15 protein-coding genes are annotated in these 18635 nt (G+C 74.0%); 12 read left to right on the top strand and 3 right to left on the bottom strand.

Annotated features, from left to right (window positions below; translation table 11 throughout):
* Positions 1-131: 131 nt before the first annotated feature.
* From bioB to ABZ714_RS17395, 11 genes are all read left to right on the top strand, one after another.
* Positions 132-1451 (top strand): biotin synthase BioB, encoded by a 1320-nt coding sequence (gene bioB / locus ABZ714_RS17445; RefSeq protein WP_358826096.1) that lies wholly within the window; start codon positions 132-134, stop codon positions 1449-1451.
* Positions 1444-2742 carry an adenosylmethionine--8-amino-7-oxononanoate transaminase gene (locus tag ABZ714_RS17440; protein ID WP_358826095.1) on the top strand — a complete coding sequence of 433 codons (1299 nt, stop codon included), beginning with the start codon at positions 1444-1446 and terminating at the stop codon, positions 2740-2742. Before bioB ends, ABZ714_RS17440 begins: the two co-directional genes overlap by 8 nt.
* Before the next feature lie 8 nt (positions 2743-2750).
* Positions 2751-3503 carry a dethiobiotin synthase gene (gene bioD / locus ABZ714_RS17435; RefSeq protein WP_358826094.1) on the top strand — a complete coding sequence of 251 codons (753 nt, stop codon included), beginning with the start codon at positions 2751-2753 and terminating at the stop codon, positions 3501-3503.
* Between the two features lie 117 nt (positions 3504-3620).
* On the top strand, positions 3621-4388 hold the full coding sequence (locus ABZ714_RS17430) for a class I SAM-dependent methyltransferase (protein ID WP_358826093.1): 768 nt from the start codon (positions 3621-3623) through the stop codon (positions 4386-4388).
* A 476-nt stretch (positions 4389-4864) separates the two neighbouring features.
* Positions 4865-5308 carry a GNAT family N-acetyltransferase gene (locus ABZ714_RS17425; RefSeq protein ID WP_358826092.1) on the top strand — a complete coding sequence of 148 codons (444 nt, stop codon included), beginning with the start codon at positions 4865-4867 and terminating at the stop codon, positions 5306-5308.
* A gap of 385 nt (positions 5309-5693) precedes the next feature.
* Complete coding sequence (locus tag ABZ714_RS17420) at positions 5694-7100, top strand: hemolysin family protein (RefSeq protein WP_358826091.1); 1407 nt, start codon at positions 5694-5696, stop codon at positions 7098-7100.
* Positions 7097-8110 carry a hemolysin family protein gene (locus ABZ714_RS17415; RefSeq protein WP_358826090.1) on the top strand — a complete coding sequence of 338 codons (1014 nt, stop codon included), beginning with the start codon at positions 7097-7099 and terminating at the stop codon, positions 8108-8110. The genes ABZ714_RS17420 and ABZ714_RS17415 overlap by 4 nt, the downstream gene beginning before the upstream one ends.
* A 607-nt stretch (positions 8111-8717) precedes the next feature.
* Complete coding sequence (locus ABZ714_RS17410; RefSeq protein WP_358826089.1) at positions 8718-9527, top strand: SGNH/GDSL hydrolase family protein; 810 nt, start codon at positions 8718-8720, stop codon at positions 9525-9527.
* 96 nt (positions 9528-9623) lie between these two features.
* A complete protein-coding gene (gene purB, locus ABZ714_RS17405) occupies positions 9624-11066 on the top strand; it encodes an adenylosuccinate lyase (RefSeq protein ID WP_358826088.1) in 1443 nt (480 codons plus the stop codon).
* Positions 11067-11081: 15 nt separating this feature from the next.
* Positions 11082-11624: a G/U mismatch-specific DNA glycosylase gene (gene mug / locus ABZ714_RS17400; protein WP_358826087.1), complete on the top strand. Its 543-nt coding sequence runs from the start codon at positions 11082-11084 to the stop codon at positions 11622-11624.
* A gap of 205 nt (positions 11625-11829) precedes the next feature.
* The gene (locus ABZ714_RS17395; RefSeq protein ID WP_358826108.1) at positions 11830-12984 is read left to right on the top strand and encodes an ROK family transcriptional regulator; all 1155 of its coding nucleotides are present in this window, start codon (positions 11830-11832) and stop codon (positions 12982-12984) included.
* A 706-nt stretch (positions 12985-13690) separates the two neighbouring features.
* Here ABZ714_RS17395 and ABZ714_RS17390 read toward each other — a convergent pair.
* The 3 genes from ABZ714_RS17390 to ABZ714_RS17380 all read right to left on the bottom strand — a co-directional run bounded on the left by ABZ714_RS17390 (position 13691) and on the right by ABZ714_RS17380 (position 17114).
* The gene (locus ABZ714_RS17390; RefSeq protein ID WP_358826086.1) at positions 13691-14455 is read right to left on the bottom strand and encodes a GntR family transcriptional regulator; all 765 of its coding nucleotides are present in this window, start codon (positions 14453-14455) and stop codon (positions 13691-13693) included.
* A 257-nt stretch (positions 14456-14712) separates the two neighbouring features.
* Positions 14713-15675 carry an RNA polymerase sigma factor SigJ gene (gene sigJ / locus ABZ714_RS17385; RefSeq protein ID WP_358826085.1) on the bottom strand — a complete coding sequence of 321 codons (963 nt, stop codon included), beginning with the start codon at positions 15673-15675 and terminating at the stop codon, positions 14713-14715.
* Positions 15676-15950: 275 nt separating this feature from the next.
* Positions 15951-17114, bottom strand: coding sequence for a DMT family transporter (locus ABZ714_RS17380; protein ID WP_358826084.1), 1164 nt, complete (start codon positions 17112-17114; stop codon positions 15951-15953).
* 47 nt (positions 17115-17161) lie between these two features.
* Between ABZ714_RS17380 and ABZ714_RS17375 the strand changes: the two genes are divergently transcribed.
* Positions 17162-18619: a PLP-dependent aminotransferase family protein gene (locus tag ABZ714_RS17375; protein WP_358826083.1), complete on the top strand. Its 1458-nt coding sequence runs from the start codon at positions 17162-17164 to the stop codon at positions 18617-18619.
* Positions 18620-18635 lie beyond the last annotated feature (16 nt).

Here is an 18635-nt window from a genome sequence, read left to right as displayed (position 1 = left end):
TTTGTAGGCAGCTCACAGAGGCTAACCGGGCGCGCCCCGGCTCTACATGTGGTCATACACACACTTCGTCGGCGGTCTGTTGTGAGATTCCGACTTTCCCGGGGGGAGTCAGGTACGCCAGGATCGGCGCCATGGAGCTTCTCGACAGGCTGGTGGAGAAGGGGCTGCGGCGCGAGCCGCCGACCCGGGACGAGGCGCTGGCGGTTCTGGCGACCTCCGACGACGACGTACTCGATGTGGTGGCCGCGGCGGGCCGGGTGCGCCGTCAGTGGTTCGGGCGGCGGGTGAAACTCAACTATCTCGTCAATCTCAAGTCGGGGCTCTGTCCCGAGGACTGCTCGTACTGCTCGCAGCGGCTGGGGTCGACCGCGGGCATTCTCAAGTACACCTGGCTCAAGCCGGAGGAGGCGTCCGACGCGGCCGCCGCGGGGGTCGCGGGCGGCGCCAAGCGGGTCTGCCTGGTGGCGAGCGGCCGGGGCCCGACGGACCGCGATGTGGAGCGGGTCTCCCGCACCATCGAGACGATCAAGGAACGGAACGAGGACGTCGAGGTCTGCGCCTGTCTCGGGCTGCTCTCCGACGGGCAGGCGGAGCGGCTGCGGGCGGCGGGCGCCGATGCGTACAACCACAATCTGAACACCTCCGAGGCGACTTACGCGGGCATCACCACCACCCATACCTACGCGGACCGGGTGGACACCGTCGGGCGGGCCCGGACGGCCGGGCTCTCCCCCTGCTCGGGGCTGATCGCCGGGATGGGCGAGACGGACGAGGACCTGGTCGGTGTGGTCTTCGCCCTGCGGGCGCTGGATCCGGACTCCGTTCCGGTGAACTTCCTGATCCCCTTCGAGGGCACTCCGCTGGCGAAGGACTGGCATCTGTCGCCGCAGCGCTGTCTGCGGATCCTGGCGATGGTCCGGTTCGTCTGCCCCGATGTGGAGGTACGGCTCGGCGCGGGCCGGGAGATCCATCTGCGCACCCTGCAGCCGCTCGCGCTCCATCCGGCCAACTCGGTCTTCCTCGGCGACTACCTGACGAGCGAGGGGCAGGCGGGCCGGGCCGATCTGGAGATGATCGCCGACGCGGGCTTCGAGGTGGAGGGCGCCGGGACGACGACACTGCCGCCGCACCGGGCGGCCGCCGGGGGCTGCGGCGGCGCCCACGCGCACGCGCCGTCCGGGGCCGGGGACGCCGCCGGTACCGCCGAGGCGGCCGGTGGCTGCGGCGGGACGGCCGGATGCGGCTCGGTATGCGGCCCGTCCGCCGAGGGCACCGATGATTCCCCGGCGGCCGAGGACCTTCGGGGCGCGGCGGCCGTGGATGCCGGGACTACCGGGGAAAGCGGGGAGGGTACGGTGCCGGACGCGCCCGGCGCCGGATCGCGGCCGCGCCCCGATCTGGTGGCGGTGCGCCGCCGGGGCGCGGGTACCGGGGTGGCCCCCAATGCCTGAGCTGCCGGTCCCCGAACTGCTGGCGCTCGACCGGGCCCATGTCTGGCATCCGTACGCCCCGATGCCCGGCCGGACCGACCCGCTCGTGGTCTCCTCGGCGTCCGGTGTACGGCTGCGGCTCGCGGAGCCCGTACACGGCCGCCGCGAGCTGATCGACGGCATGGCGTCCTGGTGGTCGGCGCTGCACGGCTACAACCATCCCGTCCTCAACGAGGCCGCGCGGGGCCAGCTGGACCGGATGAGCCATGTGATGTTCGGCGGGCTCACCCACGAGCCCGCCGTCCGGCTCGCGACCCGGCTGGTGGAGATCACCCCCGAACCGCTGCGCCATGTCTTCCTCAGCGACTCGGGATCGGTCTCCGTCGAGGTCGCGGTGAAGATGTGCCTCCAGTACTGGCGCTCGGCCGGGCGGCCCGCGAAGCGGCGGCTGCTGACCTGGCGCGGCGGCTACCACGGCGACACCTGGCAGCCGATGTCGGTCTGCGACCCGGGCGGCGGGATGCACCGGCTCTGGTCCGGGGTACTGCCCGAGCAGTTGTTCGCCGACGCGCCGCCGTCCGGTTTCGACGACTACGACGCGTCGTACGCGGAGCATCTGCGGGAGATGGTGGCCCGGCACGCCGACGAGGTGGCCGCGGTCGTCGTGGAGCCGGTGGTGCAGAACGCGGGCGGGATGCGGTTCCACTCCCCGGCCTATCTGCGGGTGCTGCGAGAGGCGTGCGACGAGTACGGCGTCCTGCTGGTCTTCGACGAGATAGCGACCGGATTCGGCCGTACGGGAACCCTGTTCGCGGCGGAGCACGCCGGGGTCTCGCCCGATGTGATGTGTCTGGGCAAGGCGCTGACCGGCGGCTATGTCTCGATGGCGGCGACGCTCTGTACGCCGCGGATCGCCGACGGGATCTCCCGGGGCGAGTTCCCGGTCCTGGCGCACGGACCCACGTTCATGGCCAATCCGCTGGCGGCGTCGATCGCGTACGCCTCGATCGGGCTGCTGCTGGACCAGGACTGGGCGTTCGAGGTCAAGCGGATCGAGGGCGCGCTGCGGGAGGGCCTGGCACCCGCGGCGGAGCTGCCGGGGGTGGCCGACGTCCGGGTACTCGGTGCGATCGGGGTGGTCCAGCTCGACCACCCGGTGGACATGGCGGCGGCCACGGCGGCGGCGGTCCGCGCGGGTGTCTGGCTGCGGCCGTTCAACGATCTGGTCTATGTGATGCCGCCGTTCGTGATGGACGACGAAGACCTCGGCACCCTGTGCGAGGCGGTCGTCGCGGCGGCGACGGCGGGATGAGGGACGTGATGCGGAACGGTACGGACCCGGCGGTCGTGGTGGTCTCCGGGACGGGCACCGAGATCGGGAAGACCGTGGTCACGGCCGCGATCGCGGCGCTCGCGCGGGGGCGCGGGCGGAGCGTGGCGGTGGTGAAACCGGCCCAGACCGGAGTCGGGCCCGGAGAGCCCGGCGATGTGGCCGAGGTGGTACGGCTGGCGGGCCCGGTGCACGGCGTCGAGCTGGCCCGCTACCCGGAACCACTGGCTCCGGCGACGGCGGCGCGGCGGGCGGGAGCGGTGGCCGTACGGCCCGGGGACGCGGCGGACGCGGTCGCGAAGGCGGCGGTCGAACACGACCTGGTGCTGGTGGAGGGCGCGGGCGGGCTGCTCGTCCGGTTCGACGAGGACGGCGGCACCCTGGCGGACGTCGCCGTACTGCTGGCCGCGCCGGTACTGATCGTGGCGCCGGCCGGGCTCGGCACCCTCAACGGCGTGGCCCTCACGGCGGAGGCGCTGCGGGCGCGGGGGGTCGAGCCGCTGGGCGTCGTCGTGGGCAGCTGGCCGGACGAACCCGGTCTGGCGGCACGGTGCAATCCGGCCGACCTTCCCGTGGTCGCGGACGCGCCGCTGCTGGGCGCGGTGCCCGAGGGGGCGGGCGCTCTGCCGCCCGGGGTGTTCCGGGACCGCGCGGCCCGGTGGCTGGCCCCGGCACTGGGCGGGGTGTGGGACGCGGCGGCCTTCACGGCGGGCCTCGCCGTCGCCTTCACGGCCGCGGAATAGGCCCCGGGGCGGCGGGCGCCCGGCCGCCGGCCCGCCGTGGGGCGCCCCGTGGTGGTGTCCCGTACCGGGACCGGAGGAGAATGGGGCTGACGCGCCCGCCCGCCGAGGAGGCCCGCGATGACCGTGCGCAGAACGTCCGCGCCACCCCGGGACGCCGTGCACCACCCCGTCTTCGCCCGGTTCTACGCCCGCTTCAGCACCCGGCTCGACACCCGGGCCGGGGTCGCGGACCACCGTCGCGAACTGCTCGCCGGGCTCTCCGGCCGGGTGATCGAGATCGGCGCGGGCAACGGTCTGAACTTCGCGCACTACCCGCGGGCCGTGTCGGAGGTCGTGGCCGTCGAGCCGGAGCCGGTCCTGCGGGGGCTGGCGCTGGAGGCGGCGCGGCGGGCCGGGGTGCCGGTCGACGTGGTGCCGGGGACGGCGGAGGCGCTGCCGGTGAAGTCCGAGGCGTTCGACGCCGCCGTGGTGTCGCTGGTGCTCTGCTCCGTACGGAACGTCCCGCGCGCCCTCGCGGAGCTGCACCGGGTCCTGCGGCCCGGCGGTGAGCTGCGGTTCTTCGAGCACGGACCGGCTGCGTCCCGGGGCATGGCCCGGGTGCAGCGGGCTCTGGACGCGACGGTGTGGCCCCGGCTGTTCGGGGGCTGCCACACGTCCCGGGACACCCTGGCGGCGCTGGACGCCGCGGGCTTCGAGCTGGGCGCGTACCGGCGGCTGACGGTGCCCGAGGGCGGCGAGCGGCTACCGACGTCCGCCTGTGTGCTGGGGGTGGCCCGGCGGCCGTTCCCGGCTCCGGGCCCGGAGGGCCGGGGTGCCGCTCCCGGCGGGGAGCCGGGGACGCCCGGAACTGCCGGGACATCAGGGATACCAGGAGCACCCGGCTGACCGTTCTCGTACGGACGGCGGAACGGGGAACCCCGTTACCGGGCCCGTCCGTTGGGCGGATGTGCTGACCACCGTGCTGTGGACGACCGGCGGACTGGCCGCCGCGGGCTCGGCCGCCCTGCTCGCGGACCGGGTGCTGTTGTGGATGGAGGCTCGCGGCTGGATCTACTGGCGGAGAACGAAGACGCTCTCGTCCATCGGCGCCGACTTCCTCCAGGAGTCGGACCCGACGGCGCGGGCCGTCAGCACCTCCATGGAACAGGAGCGGGTCCGGCGGAACGTCCGGCCGGCCGACGAGCCGCCGTTCCGGGGTGGATCTGGACGCGGGGACGGTCGTGGTCCGCCGCCGGCAGGGCGACGCGGCCGGATGACGGCGGGCTCCCCCGGCCGGGGCCGTATCCCGGCACCGGGCGCCCCGCCGGAGCCGGGCCGCAATCCGGTGGCGGGCCGAACCCCCGCCGTGTTTGGGTCCCGCCATGAGCGATCCCCGCATACACACCCGTACCGCCCGCATCGACGAGGCCGGAACCGTGCTGCGGTTCTGGCGGGAAGCGGCCGAGGGGACGAGTATCACGGACGATCCCGAGGGCGTCACCGCGTTGATCACCCGGGATCCGGAGGCGCTCATTCTCGCCGAGACCTCGGACGGCACCCTGGTCGGTACGGTCATCGCCGGGTACGACGGGTGGCGCTGCTCCCTCTACCGGCTCGCCGTGCTGCCCTCGCACCGCAGGCGTGGCGTGGGCTCGGCGCTGCTGGCGGCGGCCGAGTGGCGGTTCACGGCCGTGGGCGGACGGCGGGGCGACGCGATGGTGCTGGAGAGCAATGAGCCCGCGCACCGGGCCTGGGCCTCCGCCGGATATCACCGCGAGGACCACTGGCGGCGCTGGGTGAAGCCCTTCGCCCCGTCGGAGGTCTGAGCCCCGGAAGGCCGGCCCTCCCCGGGGAGTCCGGAACCCCGGAGCCCGGGGCCGTGTCCCTCGTACGGGGGACACGGCCCGTGGGACCCGCCGGGCGGCGGGCCGGACCGCCGCGCCGCCCGTGGCGTACACCACGAGCCCTCGGCACGGAGGGGTCGGGGATGTCACGATGGAACGGGTGCCGTCGCACCCGGTCCACTCCCCCGGCTCCGCCCGCGATCCGTCACCGGGACTCCGCGAAGCAACTTTGCCGGTCCTTTACTATGGGTGGGCCAACTGTCGTCATCGAGGAAAGGTGTGAGCGTCCGTCCATGGACGAGCCTCCCAGTAGCAGACATCGATTCCGCCTCCCGACCCCGCCCCGCCGTGGGACGGAGGTGACCCGATGACCGAATTGCTCCTCCTGTTCGTGGCGCTGCTGCTCTCCCTCGCGTGCGGTGTCTTCGTCGCGGCCGAGTTCTCCCTCACCACCGTGGAGCGCTCGGATCTCGAAGCCGCCGTCGCCCGCGGTGAACGGGGCGCCGCCGGTGCCCTCAAGGCCGTGAAGGGTCTGACCTTCCAGCTCTCGGGCGCCCAGCTCGGCATCACGGTGACCAACCTGATCGTCGGCATGCTCTCCGAGCCGTCGATCGCCAAGATCATCCGAGGCCCGGTCGAGGACCTCGGTCTCTCGCCGTCCGTGGCGTCCTCCGTGGCGCTCGTCCTCGGTACGGCCGTCTCGACGGTCGTCCTGATGGTCGTCGGCGAGCTGGTCCCGAAGAACTGGGCGATCTCCTCGCCCCTCGCGGTGGCGAAGGTGGTGGCGCCCTTCCAGCGGTTCTTCACCGCCGCCTTCAAGCCGCTGATCAGCCATCTCAACAACACGGCCAACCGGATCCTGCGGCGGCTCGGCATGGAGCCGACCGAGGAGCTGGCCTCCGCGCGCAGCCCCCAGGAGCTGGTCGCCCTCGCCCGGCACTCGGCGAAGGAGGGCGCGCTGGAGGCGGACACCGCCGAGCTGTTCGTCCGTACGCTGAATCTGGCCGAGCTGACGTCGGAGAACGTGATGACCCCCCGGGTCCAGGTCACCGCCCTCGACGTCCAGGCCACCGTGGAGGACGTGGCCAACGCGACCCGGGCCACCGGTCTCTCCCGCTTCCCGGTCTACCGCGGCAATCTGGACACCGTCGTCGGTATCGCCCATATCAAGGACGTCCTGGCGATCCCCGCCGACCAGCGCCCCCGCAAGAGCGTCTCCGAAGTGCTGCGCGAACCGCTGCTGGTCCCGGAGACACTGACCGTGGACCGGCTCCTCGACCGGCTCGGCGGCCGCTCCACCATGGCCGTCGTCATCGACGAGTACGGCGGCACCGCCGGTGTCGTGACGATGGAGGACATCGTCGAGGAGGTCGTCGGCGAGGTCCGTGACGAGCACGACCCGCAGGAGACCCCGGATCTCGCCCCCGCCGGGCGGGACGCCGACGGCCGCGCCCTGTGGTCGGCGGACGGCGCCGCCCGCACCGACCAGTTGGTCCGGATCGGCCTCAAGGCCCCCGATGGGCCGTACGAGACACTGGCCGGACTGATCGCCACCGAACTCGGCCGGATCCCGGTCGAGGGCGACCGGATCGACCTGCTGGACTGGCGCCTCGACGTGGTCGACGCGTCGGGACGGCGGGCCGCGCGGGTACTGATGCACGCACCGCTGCCAGCGGTGGACGACGAGCCGGAGGACGGCGTACGGAAGGCCAGGGCGGGGCACGGCACCGCCGGTCCCGGCTCCGGCCGTGACGGCGGGGAGGCCGGACGATGACCACGATCCAGTTGCTCATCGGTCTGGCGACCCTGGTCGTCAACGCCTTCTTCGTCGGCGCGGAGTTCGCCCTGATCTCCGTGCGCCGCAGCCAGATCGAGCCGGAGGCCGAGGCGGGCAACCGCCGGGCCAAGAGCGTCCTGTGGGGTCTGGAGCACGTCTCCGCCCTGCTGGCCGCCGCCCAGCTCGGCATCACCCTGTGCACCCTGGTGCTCGGTATCGTCGTCGAGCCCGCCATCGCTCATCTGCTGGAGCCGGTCTTCCACTCCCTGGGCGTGCCGGAGGGGCTGATCCATCCGATCTCGTTCGTGATCGCGCTGGCTCTCGCCACCTATCTGCACATGCTCCTCGGCGAGATGGTGCCGAAGAACATCGCCCTGGCCGAACCGACCCGCACGGCGCTGATCCTCGGCCCGCCGCTGGTCGCCATCGCCCGGGCGCTGCGTCCGGTGATCTTCACGATCAACGCCTTCGCCAACACCCTGCTGAAGCTGATGCGGGTGGAGACGAAGGACGAGGTCGCGGCGACCTTCTCGGACGACGAGCTGGCCCGGATGGTCGACGACTCGGGTGACGCGGGGCTGCTGGACGGCCGGGCCGCCGGACGGCTCCGGGACGCCCTGGAGCTGGGCCGCCGCCCGGTCCGGGACGTGGTGATGCCGGAGGAGCGGGTGGTGTACGCCCGGGCCGGGACGACTCCGGAGCAGCTGGAGCTGCTGTCGGCGGAGTCCGGCTTCTCCCGCTTCCCGGTGATCGACTCCAGCCGCACCATCCTCGGCTACCTCCATGTGAAGGACGCCCTGGACGCGGTACCGCGCGATGTCGCCTTCCCGGTGACGGCCATGCGGCCGATCGCCCGGGTCCGGGCGACGACCCCGCTGGACGACGTCCTGACGGCGATGCAGCGCAGCGGTACGCATCTGGCCGCGGTCCTCGACGAGGACGGCGCCCCGGAGGGCCTGGTGACCATGGAGGACGTCCTCCGCGAGCTGGTCGGCCGCACGGACTGACGTCCCGCACGGCCTCGCGTTACGGCGGCCCGTTCCGTACTCCCCCCGGGGAGCCGGGGCGGGCCGCCGCCGTTTCCCGCCTCCGGGCGGAAGGTCCGGGACGCCGGACCGTCCCGGACCTTCCGCCCGGAGGGAGACGAGCGCCCACCAGGGGCGGGGACGAGCAGTGGCCGGGTGCCCGCCCTCTCGTGCCGGGGCGCGGCCCGGGAGCGGAGGCGGGCCGATCCCGGGCCTCCGCTCCCGGGCGGGGGCGGACCGCCGCCGAATCCCGCCCGGTGTCCGCACAGCCGAACCCCGCCCGGCACCAGCGGCGGTGCGTCCCCGAGATCCCACCCACCCCGAGGCGGGGCGGGTGTTCCGTCGTACTCCGCCCGGAGCCGGGGCGAGCCGGACCGGCCCCTCTCCGGGGAGCACCGGCGGTCCGCCGCCGGCTTTCCGCCCGGAGCCCGGCAGGCCGCCCGGCCGAGGGGCAAGCGACCCCGTACTTCGCCCGGAGCCGGGGCGTACCGCCGGGTTCCCCGCCCTCCGGGCGGCGGCCGTCAGGCACCGTTCCACGTTCCGCGACCCCCGCGGCCGGGCGGCTACCGCGCGGTAGGATCGCACCGCCATGGAGATCAGCAGCGACCCCGCGACCCACCCGGGCCCCAGCAGCCTCGTCGCCCTCGGCGACTCCTTCACGGAGGGCATGTCGGATCTGCGGCCGGACGGCTCGTACCGCGGCTGGGCCGATCTGCTGGCCGCCCGGCTCGCCGCCCGCTCCCCCGGCTTCCGCTACGCCAATCTGGCGGTACGCGGCAAGCTCCTCGGGCAGATCGTCGACGACCAGGTCGCCCCGGCGGCGGCCATGCGGGCCGATGTGGTGACCTTCGTCGGCGGGCTCAACGACGTACTGCGGCCCCGGATCGACATGGACCGGGTACGCGCTCTGCTGGACCGGGCGGTCGGCGCCCTCGCCCCCGGCTGCGGCCGGCTCGTCCTGATGCACAGCCCCGGCCGCCACGGACCGCTGCTGGACGCGGGCAGGCCGCGGATGGAGGAGCTGTACGCCCATCTGGACACCCTGGCCGCCCGGCACGGCGCGGTGGTCGTCGATCTGTACGGCGCCCCGGTGCTGGGCGATCCCCGGCTCTGGGACGCGGACCGGCTGCATCTGACCGCCGGGGGACACCGCAGGGTGGCCGAGGCGGTCTGGCAGGCCCTCGGACTGCCCGCCGAGGAGGACTGGCGGGCCCCGCTGCCGCCGGCCGCCCCGCCGGGCTGGGGCGGCCGGCGCGCGGCGGACCTCCGGTTCGCCCGGCGCCATCTCGCGCCCTGGATCGGCCGCCGACTGACCGGCCGGTCCTCGGGCGACGGCCGTCCGGCCAAGCGCCCCGAGCTGCTCCCGTACGACTCCGGTACCGAGGGCCTCCCCCGCTGACCGGGCCCGGAGCGGCGGGGCCCGCTGGCCCGGCGGCGGGTCCGTACCGCGGACCGGCGCACCGGCCCGGACGGATCGCCAGTAGAATCCGGCCACGTGACTGCTGTGTCTGCGAAGCCCCGCATCCCCAATGTCCTGGCCGGCCGGTACGCCTCCGCCGAACTGGCCGCCCTGTGGTCCCCCGAGCAGAAGGTGAGGCTGGAGCGGCGGCTCTGGCTCGCGGTGCTGCGCGCGCAGCGCGACCTGGGGATCGATGTCCCCGAGGCCGCCCTCTCCGACTACGAGCGGGTACTCGACCAGGTCGATCTGGCGTCGATCGCGGACCGCGAGAAGGTCACCCGGCACGATGTGAAGGCGCGGATCGAGGAGTTCAACGCGCTCGCGGGTCACGAGCAGGTCCACAAGGGCATGACCTCCCGCGATCTCACCGAGAACGTGGAGCAGCTCCAGATCCGGCTCTCCCTCGAGCTGGTCCGGGACCGTACGGTCGCCGTGCTCTCCCGGCTCTCCCGGCTCGCCGCCGACAACTCCGAGCTGGTGATCGCGGGCCGTTCCCACAATGTCGCCGCGCAGGCGACGACGCTGGGCAAGCGGTTCGCGACCGCCGCCGACGAGCTGCTGGTGGCGTTCGGACGACTGGAGGAGCTGATCGCCCGCTATCCGCTGCGCGGCGTCAAGGGCCCGGTCGGCACCGCCCAGGACATGCTGGATCTGCTCGGCGGCGACGCGGAGAAGCTGGCGGAGCTGGAGCGGCGGGTCGCCGGGCATCTGGGCTTCGGCCGGGCGTTCACCTCGGTGGGCCAGGTCTATCCCCGCTCCCTCGACTACGACGTCGTGACGGCCCTGGTCCAGCTGGCCGGGGCGCCCTCGTCGCTGGCGAAGACGATCCGGCTGATGGCCGGTCACGAACTGGTCACCGAGGGCTTCAAGCCGGGGCAGGTCGGCTCGTCCGCGATGCCGCACAAGATGAACACCCGCTCCTGCGAGCGCGTCAACGGCCTGATGGTGATCCTGCGCGGCTACGCCTCGATGACCGGGGAGCTGGCGGGCGACCAGTGGAACGAGGGCGATGTGTCCTGCTCGGTGGTGCGCCGGGTCGCGCTGCCGGACGCCTTCTTCGCCCTCGACGGGCTGCTGGAGACGTTTCTGACGGTCCTGGACGAGTTCGGCGCCTTCCCGGCGGTGATCGCCCGGGAGCTGGACCGCTATCTGCCGTTCCTGGCCACCACCAAGGTCCTGATGGGCGCGGTGCGCGCCGGGGTGGGCCGGGAGGAGGCGCACGAGGTCATCAAGGAGCACGCGGTGGCGTCGGCGCTGGCGATGCGGGAGCGGGGCGCCGAGCGGAACGAGCTGCTCGATCTGCTGGCGGCGGACACCCGGATCCCGCTGGACCGGGCGGCGCTGGACGCGCTGATGGCGGACCGGCTGTCGTTCACGGGTGCCGCCGCCGCGCAGGTCGCCGAGGTGGTGTCGCGGGTGGACGAGGTCGTGAAGCGGTATCCGGCCGCCGCCGGGTACGCTCCCGGCGCGATCCTCTGACGGCCGTCGGCGTCCGTGCCGCTGCCGTCGCCGGAGGAGCTGCGGGCCGCCCGTGACGGCACCGTGGACGATGTCGTCGCACCGGGGCTCTCGGTGCTGTTCTGCGGGATCAACCCGAGTCTGATGTCCGCGGTGACCGGCCACCACTTCGCCCGGCCCGGCAACCGGTTCTGGCCGGTGCTCCAGTTGTCGGGGTTCACGCCCCGGCGGCTGGCCCCGGCCGAGCAGGGCGAGCTGCTCTCGTACGGGCTGGGGATCACCAATGTGGTGGCGCGGGCTACCGCGCGGGCCGACGAGGTGTCCGCGACCGAGTTCCGCGAGGGCGGCCGGGTCCTGCGGGAGAAGGTGGCGCGGCTGCGGCCCGGTTGGCTCGCGGTGGTCGGTGTGACGGCCTACCGGGTCGCCTTCGCGGAGCCGAAGGCCCGGATCGGCCCGCAGGAGCGGGCGATCGGCGAGACCGGGATCTGGGTGCTGCCGAACCCGAGCGGGCTCAACGCGCACTGGACCGCGCGGGCCATGGCCGAGGAGTACGGGCGGCTGCGGACGGCCGCCGGATGACCGGCCGGCCGGGCTCGTCTCCGGAACCTCCGGAAGAGCCGTTCCCGGGGCGGCCGAGGGACCTGTTCCCGGGGTGACGGAAGGGTTCGTTCCCGGCGTGCCGCCTTGCCCCGGGGACATGGACGGTGCGAGGGGGGCGGTCAACGAGTACCATCCGGCAGACAACGCGCCCGGGCTGCACGAGCCGGGGCTGGAAGGACACACGGTGGGGCGGCTGACCGGCGGAGACCCGTCCTTGCTGCGGCGGATCAACTCCGCGGTGGTACTCCATGCGCTGCGGGGCGCGGGATCCCCCACGCTCACGGATCTGACCCGGGCCACGGGTCTGTCCCGGCCCACGGTCGAGGGCGTGGTCGAGGGGCTCATCGAAGCGGGTCTGGTGGCCGAGAGCGTGCCCGAGGAGGGCGGTGCCCGGCGCCAGGGCCGGCCCGCGCGCCGATTCCGGTTCCGGGTGGAGGCGGGGCATCTGCTGGGGATCGAGATCGGCCCGCACCGGGTGGCGGCGCTGCTCTCGGGTCTGGACGGGCGGATCATCGGCGCGGCGTCGCGCGATGTGTCGGACACCGCGTCGGCCGACGACCGGCTGGACCGGGTCCGGGTGGTGGTCGCCGACGTACTGCGGCGGACCGGGGTCTCCCGGTCCAATCTGCGGGCCGTCGGGGTGGGTTGTCCGGGAATCGTCGAGACCGACGGAACGGTTCGGCTGGGGGTGGCGCTGCCCGGCTGGACAGGGCTCGCCCTCGGCCAGCGGATCCAGCGCTCGTTCCGCTGCCCGGTCCTGGTCGAGAACGACGCCAACGCCGCCGTCGTGGCCGAACACTGGAAGGGCGTCGCCAAGGACTGCGACGACGTGGTGTTCGTCCTGGCCGGGCTGAGCCCCGGGGCGGGCTCACTGATCAACGGGCGGCTGCACCGGGGCTTCGGGGGCGCCGCCGGGGAGATCGGGGCGCTGCACCTGCTGGGCCGGGAGATGCGGCCGGAGAAGCTGCTGTCGCCGACGGACGAGCCGCTGCACCCGCTGGACGAGCAGGCCGTGACCGAGGTCTTCGCCCTGGCAAAGCACGGGGACGTACGGGCCCAGGCGGCCGTAGACCGCTATCTCCAGCGGCTGGTGCACGATGTGGCGGCGCTGGTGCTGGCGCTCGATCCCGAGCTGGTGGTGATCGGCGGCTGGGCGGCCGGGCTCGACGGGATCCTCGCCCCGCTCCGGAGCGAGCTGTCGCGCTACTGTCTGCGCCCGCCGCGGGTGGTGCTCTCCCTGCTGCGGGAGGCGGCGGTGGCGACCGGTGCGCTGCGGATCGCCCTCGACCATGTCGAGGACGAGCTGTTCGCGGTGGAGGCCATGGCGTCGCGCAGCTGACGGCGGGAGCCGTGAGGGGCGCGATGGCCGGGGCGCCGGGGGCGAGGCCGGCCATCGGGACGCGCGGCCGGCTATCGGGGCCCTGGGCCGTGTCGTCAAAGTCCCGCCTGGCTCGCGACGCCCGGCACGCGCACTCTCCCCCGTAGTCCTTCGGGCGCGGGAGGTGCCCCCGGCGTTGCCGGGGTTTCCCCAGTACGTCCCGTACGGGGGAGACCGCCCCCCGGCTTCGCCGGGCCCCGGCTTCGCCGGGGGACCCCCACCGCTGTCGCGAATCCGCACGCACCGGACGCCGCGGGCCCCGCCCTCCGGGCGGACGGCGCCATGGTGACGACACGGCCCAGCGGGCCCGGTGCGCCACGCCCCGCGCCGGGCGGAAGCCGTACGGGAGAGCCCTGCCGCGCCCGTCGCCGGGCCGGGGTCGTATCGAGGAGCCCGCCGAGATCTCCGCCGGGCCGTACGGCGCCGAACGCGAACCGGCCGCCGCAGGACCCTGATCCGGTGGGGGACGGATCGGGCACCGGCGGCGGCCGGTCGGTGAGCTGTCGGGTCCCGGGCGGACGGTGATCCTCCGCCCCGAGCCGCGTAGGGCGACTGCCCCATGACTGGTTCCGGGAAGTTCCGAACAGTGACGCGGGTACGTGAGTTGCCCTGCGGCGGTCGCCGTACGAGGGTCACCGTGGGGGGCGGACGCCGTACGGAAACCGGCTCAGGAGGCCCGGCGTTCCTCGGTGTGGTGGCTGATCCGGACATCGCCGGAGTCGCCGAAGGTCAGCCGGCAGGTGTCCGCCCGGTAGGTGGCGACGGAGACCGCGACCGTACGACCCCGGGAGAAGTAGCGGGTCGTGACGACGAGCACGGGCGAGCCGGGCAGCCGGTCCAGTTCCCGGGCGTCGTCGGCCCGGGCCGAGCCCAGTTCGACGGCGCGGTCCTGGCCGTCGAGTTCGAGGCGCTGCAACTCGCGCAGGACGCACCGGGCACGGGCCGCGCCCGAGGGCGCGTCTATGGCCGTCAGGTCGGGCACGGAAGCGGCGGGCACATAGAGCTGTTCGGCCGCGAGCGGCTGGCCGTGGGTGACCCGAAGCCGCCGCAGGGCGTACGTCTCCTCCCCGGCCGCCGTCCCCAGGATCCCGGCCACCGCCGCGGGCGGTACCGTACGGTCGCAGTCGAATGCCTGCCAGGCGTCCTGGGGGGCGCCGGGCCAGGTGTGCTGGGTCGTCGAGACGTCCACACCGAGCCGGGGCGGGGCGACCGTGGTGCCCACTCCGCGACGGCGCTGGAGACGTCCTTCCAGTTCGAGCTGTTCGAGGGCCTGACGGAGCGTCGCGCGGGCGACCCCGAAACGGGCCGCCAGTTCACGCTCGTTGGGCAGGATCTCCCCGACCGCGAAGTCCGAGTCGAGGGCTTCACCGATCACGTTCTTCAGGTGCCAGTACTTCGGCTCCGGCACAGTTTCCAGCTGCGTGGTCCCCACCCTGATCCTCCGCGATCGCCGTGTCAGCGGCGGCTATTCCGCGCCTTCGGTTACGTTCTTTTTTAAAGGTTCCTGCACTATGCCCTGTGACGATAGGGCGGCCCGGAAACTTGGTCAAGACCAATCCTGCCCTGGTTACGCTCTGAAGTCGACCGGTTCCCCTGCGCGTTCACGAGCTGTTAGCACCCCGGACAGGAAGATGCGGAAACCCTTCCGAAGGTTTCCGGACACCGCCCCCGACGTGCGGGAAATCCGCGTCAGACCAGCATGGGGACGGGGCGGTTTCCGGACGGCGGAAGATCCTTCAGCGCACCCAGCTTGTCGGGGTTGCGAAGGATGTACACACACGCGATCCGCTCGTCCACAACACCCAATTGGAGTACGGAGTCGGGCATTCCGGCGGAGAGCACGAGAATCGAGGGGACACCGTTGACCACCACGGGCCGGAACTCCATGTCCACGGGCGGGCGTCCGGCCGCGCCGACGAGGAACCGGCCCACCTTGTCGGCGCCCGCGATGACCCGCAGCGGCGCCTTGGACTTGCCGCCGCTGTCGCCGACCAGGGTCGCGTCGGGGGCGAGCAGTACGAGGAGTTCACCGAGATCGCCGCCGCCGGCGGCGGCCAGGAACCGCTCGGTCACCTCACGGCACCGGACGGGGTCGACGTCGTACCGGGGCCTGCCGTCCTCGACATGGCGGCGGGCCCGGCCCGCCAGCTGCCGTACGGCGGCCTCGGAACGGTCGAGCGCGGCGGCGATCTCCGCGTACGGGAAGCCGAACGCCTCGCGCAGGACGAACACCGCGCGCTCGGCGGGCGACAGCGCCTCCAGCACCACCAGGACGGCGAGGGAGACGGTGTCGGTGAGCACGGCCCGCTCGGCCGTGTCGGGGACCGTGCCGCCCGGCGCCCCGAGATCACCGGTGGGGACGGGTTCGGGCAGCCACGGGCCGGGGTACGACTCGCGCCGGGCGCCGATCTGCCGCAGCCGGTCGACGGCCAATCGCGTGGTGATCCGTACCAGGAAGGCCCGCGGCTCCAGGACGCCGGAACGGTCTTTGGCCGACCACCGCAGCCATGCCTCCTGGACCACGTCCTCGGCGTCGGCGACCCGGCCGAGCATCCGGTAGGCCACACCCGTCAGCAGCGGACGGTGCTCCTCGAAGACATCGGTCCGTGGGTCGGCAGCGGGGTCGTTCACCACCGTCCCATCCCAGCTCACGGGAGTCGGTGTGTCCAGGAGAACGGGGCCGTGCGGGCGTCGGCGTGACGGGATTCACGGTCCGGGGGCGCGGACGGCGGATGCGCCGGCGCCGGGAGTCGGGCGAGGGCGGGGCGGGAGGCACGGACGGGCGGGGCGCCCGGTGAGCCGGTGGCGCCGACGGGGACCTGTCACAGGGTCCCCGTCGGCGTTCGGCGGCGACGCTCCGCCGCCGGTCCCCCGAGGGGTCGGGCGGGCCGTCACCGGAGGGTGACGGTCCGCCCCGGGGGCCGCTGTCACCGCTTCCCGGGTGCGGGAGCGGGGGCCGGGCAGGCGTCGGGCGCCGCCGTGCGGGAGTCGCCGGAGGCTTCGGCTCCGGATGGTCCGGTCGCCCCGGTCGGGGCGGTTCCGCGGGCTTCGGCTCCGGCGGAATCAGGTGCTCGGGTCCGGGAGTCGCCGGGTGCTCCTGGTGCTCCGGAGGCTTCTGGTGCTCCGGTCCGGGCGTCCCCGGACGCTCGCGCGCGGGAGCGGCGCAGGGTGAGGACTCCGGAGCCCAGCGCCGCCCCGGCGCCGACCAGGACCCCGCCCGCGGCCTGGGCGGCGCCGAACGCGCCCACCCCCACCAGCGGCGCGGTCAGGGCGGCGGAGACCGGGATCATCCCGGTGAAGAGGGTGGCGCGTTCGGTCCCGATCCGCTGGACGCCCATGTACCAGGCGACGAAACCGATCACGGTGACCACCGCCGCCTGCCAGAGCAGGGCGGCCGTCTCGGCGCCTGTCGGCACCCGGACCAGACCGGCGCCGTCCACGATCAACCCGATCAGCACGGACTCGACAGCGGCCACGGCGCAGACACAGGCCGTCAGCAGCCGGGGGCCGAGGGGCCGCAGGACGGGCGCCGCCAGTACGGCGAAGCCGACCTCGCCGACGAGCGCGGCCACCGACCAGACGATGCCCGCCGTGTCGGTACGCCCCCAGCCCTGGACGGTGAAGGCCCCGGCGGCCACCAGCAGCGCCCCGTACAGCACCGGCCGGGTGGGGCGGCGGCGGCTCGTCAGCGGCACCAGGACGGCGACCACGACCGGCGCGCAGCCGACGAAAACCCCCGGAACGGCTGGTTCCGCGGTGCGTTCGGCGGCCAGTACCGCCAGATTGAATCCAACCATGCCGATCCCCGCGACCAGCCCGATCCGGCCCCATTGGCGGGCCGTGAGGGCCCGGACGGGGCCGAGGGCCGCGCGGCCGCCGACGAGGGGCAGCAGGAGCAGGAAGGCGAGGCCGTAGCGGAGGGCCTGGCCGCCCGCGTAGGGGTAGTCGCCGAGCACGCTGTTGGCGGTGAAGGAGGCCCCGACCAGGGCGTAGGCGAAGGTGACGAGGAGGATGCCCCGGACGGCAGCGGCCCGGCCGGGGACGGGGGCCGGATCCGCCGCTGCGGGGGTCCGGGTGGCGCGTTGCTTCATGGACACGACGCTAGGGAGCGGGGCGGTCCCCTTTAAGGTCCACTTCCATGACGTCATCGAGGACCACTTCGGGCCGCCCGGCGGCGGACGGATCGCCACCGGGCGGCGGATTCGCCTGGGAGCTGCTGCTGCCGACGGCCGCCGCCCCGGCCCGGCGGCGCGGCCGGGCCCTCCAGGAGGCGCTGCGGGACGCCGTCCGGTCGGGGCGGCTGGCGGCGGGCACCCGGCTGCCTTCCAGCCGGGCCCTCGCGGCCGATCTGGGGGTCTCCCGGGGGCTGGTCACGGAGGCGTACGAACAGCTCGTCGCGGAGGGGTACCTCCGCAGCGACCGGGGTTCGGGCACCTGGGTCGGGGACGCGGTACGCGGTGGTGTTCCGGCAGCTCAGGGGCGCGTACGAGGGCGGCGGTCGACTGTGGTGGACTTCCGGCCGGGATCGCCCGACCTGTCGCTCTTCCCGAGAGCGGCGTGGGCGGCGGCCTTCCGGACCGTGGTCGGCGAGCTGCCGCACCGGGGGCTGAGCTATCCGGACCCGCGAGGACTGCCCGGGCTGCGGACGGCGCTGGCGGCGCTGCTGACCCGGCGGCGCGGAGTGGTCGCCGACCCGGACTGTCTGGTGGTGTGTGCGGGCGTCACCCAGGCCACGGCGCTGCTCGGGCTCGTCCTGCACGGGCACGGGGAGCGGGCGATCGGGGTGGAGGATCCGGGCAGCCCGGTCCACGGTCCGGTGTTCGCGGCGTGCGGTCTGCGGATGACGGGGCTGCCGCTGGACTCGGAGGGGCTGGCGACCGGGCCGTTGCTGCGGTCGGGGGTGCGGACGGTGATGACCACACCGTCGCACCAGTTCCCGACCGGGATCGCCTACTCGGCCCGGCGCCGGGTCGAACTCCTCGACTGGGCACGGTCCGTGGACGGGCTGGTGGTGGAGGACGACTACGACGGGGACTTCCGGTACGACCGGGCCCCGGTGGGCGCGCTCCAGGGTCTCGACCCGGACCGGGTGGCGTACACCGGTTCGGTGAGCAAGTCCCTGGCGCCGGGGCTGCGAATGGGCTGGCTGCTGGTGCCGCCGCGGCTGCTCGACGAGGTCGTGGAGCGCAAACGCACCATCGATCTCGGGAATCCCTCCCTCGACCAGGCCGTGATGGCGCGGTTCGTCGAGCACGGGGACTACGACCGGCAGCTCCGGCGGTGCCAGCGGGCCTACCGGGAGCGGCGGGACATCCTGGTCGGGGCGTTGACGGAGCGGTTCCCCGGGGTCGAGGTGAGCGGGATCGCCGCCGGGCTGCACATCATCGCCCGGCTGCCGGAACGGTACGGTCCGCAGGACCGGTTCATGGCGGCGGCCCGGGCGGCGGGGGTGTCCGTACGGCCGCTGACGGAGCACGAGCTGACCCCGGTGGCGGACCCGGGCCCGGGGGTGCGGCTGGTGCTGGGCTACGCCCATCTGGCGCCGTCCGAGATCGTCCGGGGGGTGGATCTGCTGGCGGCGGGGGCCGGCGGCTGAGGCCGTGCGGAGGTGG

This window comes from Streptomyces sp. NPDC006798, assembly GCF_040635975.1.
Classification (GTDB): domain Bacteria; phylum Actinomycetota; class Actinomycetes; order Streptomycetales; family Streptomycetaceae; genus Streptomyces.
This window is presented reverse-complemented; position numbering and strand designations above follow the sequence as displayed.

Coding starts and splice junctions, on each gene's coding strand:
- ABZ714_RS17410 (WP_358826089.1), top strand. CDS start 8,718: ATGGAGATCAGCAGCGACCCCGCGACCCACCCGGGCCCCAGCAGCCTC.
- ABZ714_RS17380 (WP_358826084.1), bottom strand. CDS start 17,114: ATGAAGCAACGCGCCACCCGGACCCCCGCAGCGGCGGATCCGGCCCCC.
- ABZ714_RS17415 (WP_358826090.1), top strand. CDS start 7,097: ATGACCACGATCCAGTTGCTCATCGGTCTGGCGACCCTGGTCGTCAAC.
- ABZ714_RS17440 (WP_358826095.1), top strand. CDS start 1,444: ATGCCTGAGCTGCCGGTCCCCGAACTGCTGGCGCTCGACCGGGCCCAT.
- bioB (WP_358826096.1), top strand. CDS start 132: ATGGAGCTTCTCGACAGGCTGGTGGAGAAGGGGCTGCGGCGCGAGCCG.
- ABZ714_RS17420 (WP_358826091.1), top strand. CDS start 5,694: ATGACCGAATTGCTCCTCCTGTTCGTGGCGCTGCTGCTCTCCCTCGCG.
- ABZ714_RS17425 (WP_358826092.1), top strand. CDS start 4,865: ATGAGCGATCCCCGCATACACACCCGTACCGCCCGCATCGACGAGGCC.
- bioD (WP_358826094.1), top strand. CDS start 2,751: ATGCGGAACGGTACGGACCCGGCGGTCGTGGTGGTCTCCGGGACGGGC.
- ABZ714_RS17430 (WP_358826093.1), top strand. CDS start 3,621: ATGACCGTGCGCAGAACGTCCGCGCCACCCCGGGACGCCGTGCACCAC.
- ABZ714_RS17375 (WP_358826083.1), top strand. CDS start 17,162: ATGACGTCATCGAGGACCACTTCGGGCCGCCCGGCGGCGGACGGATCG.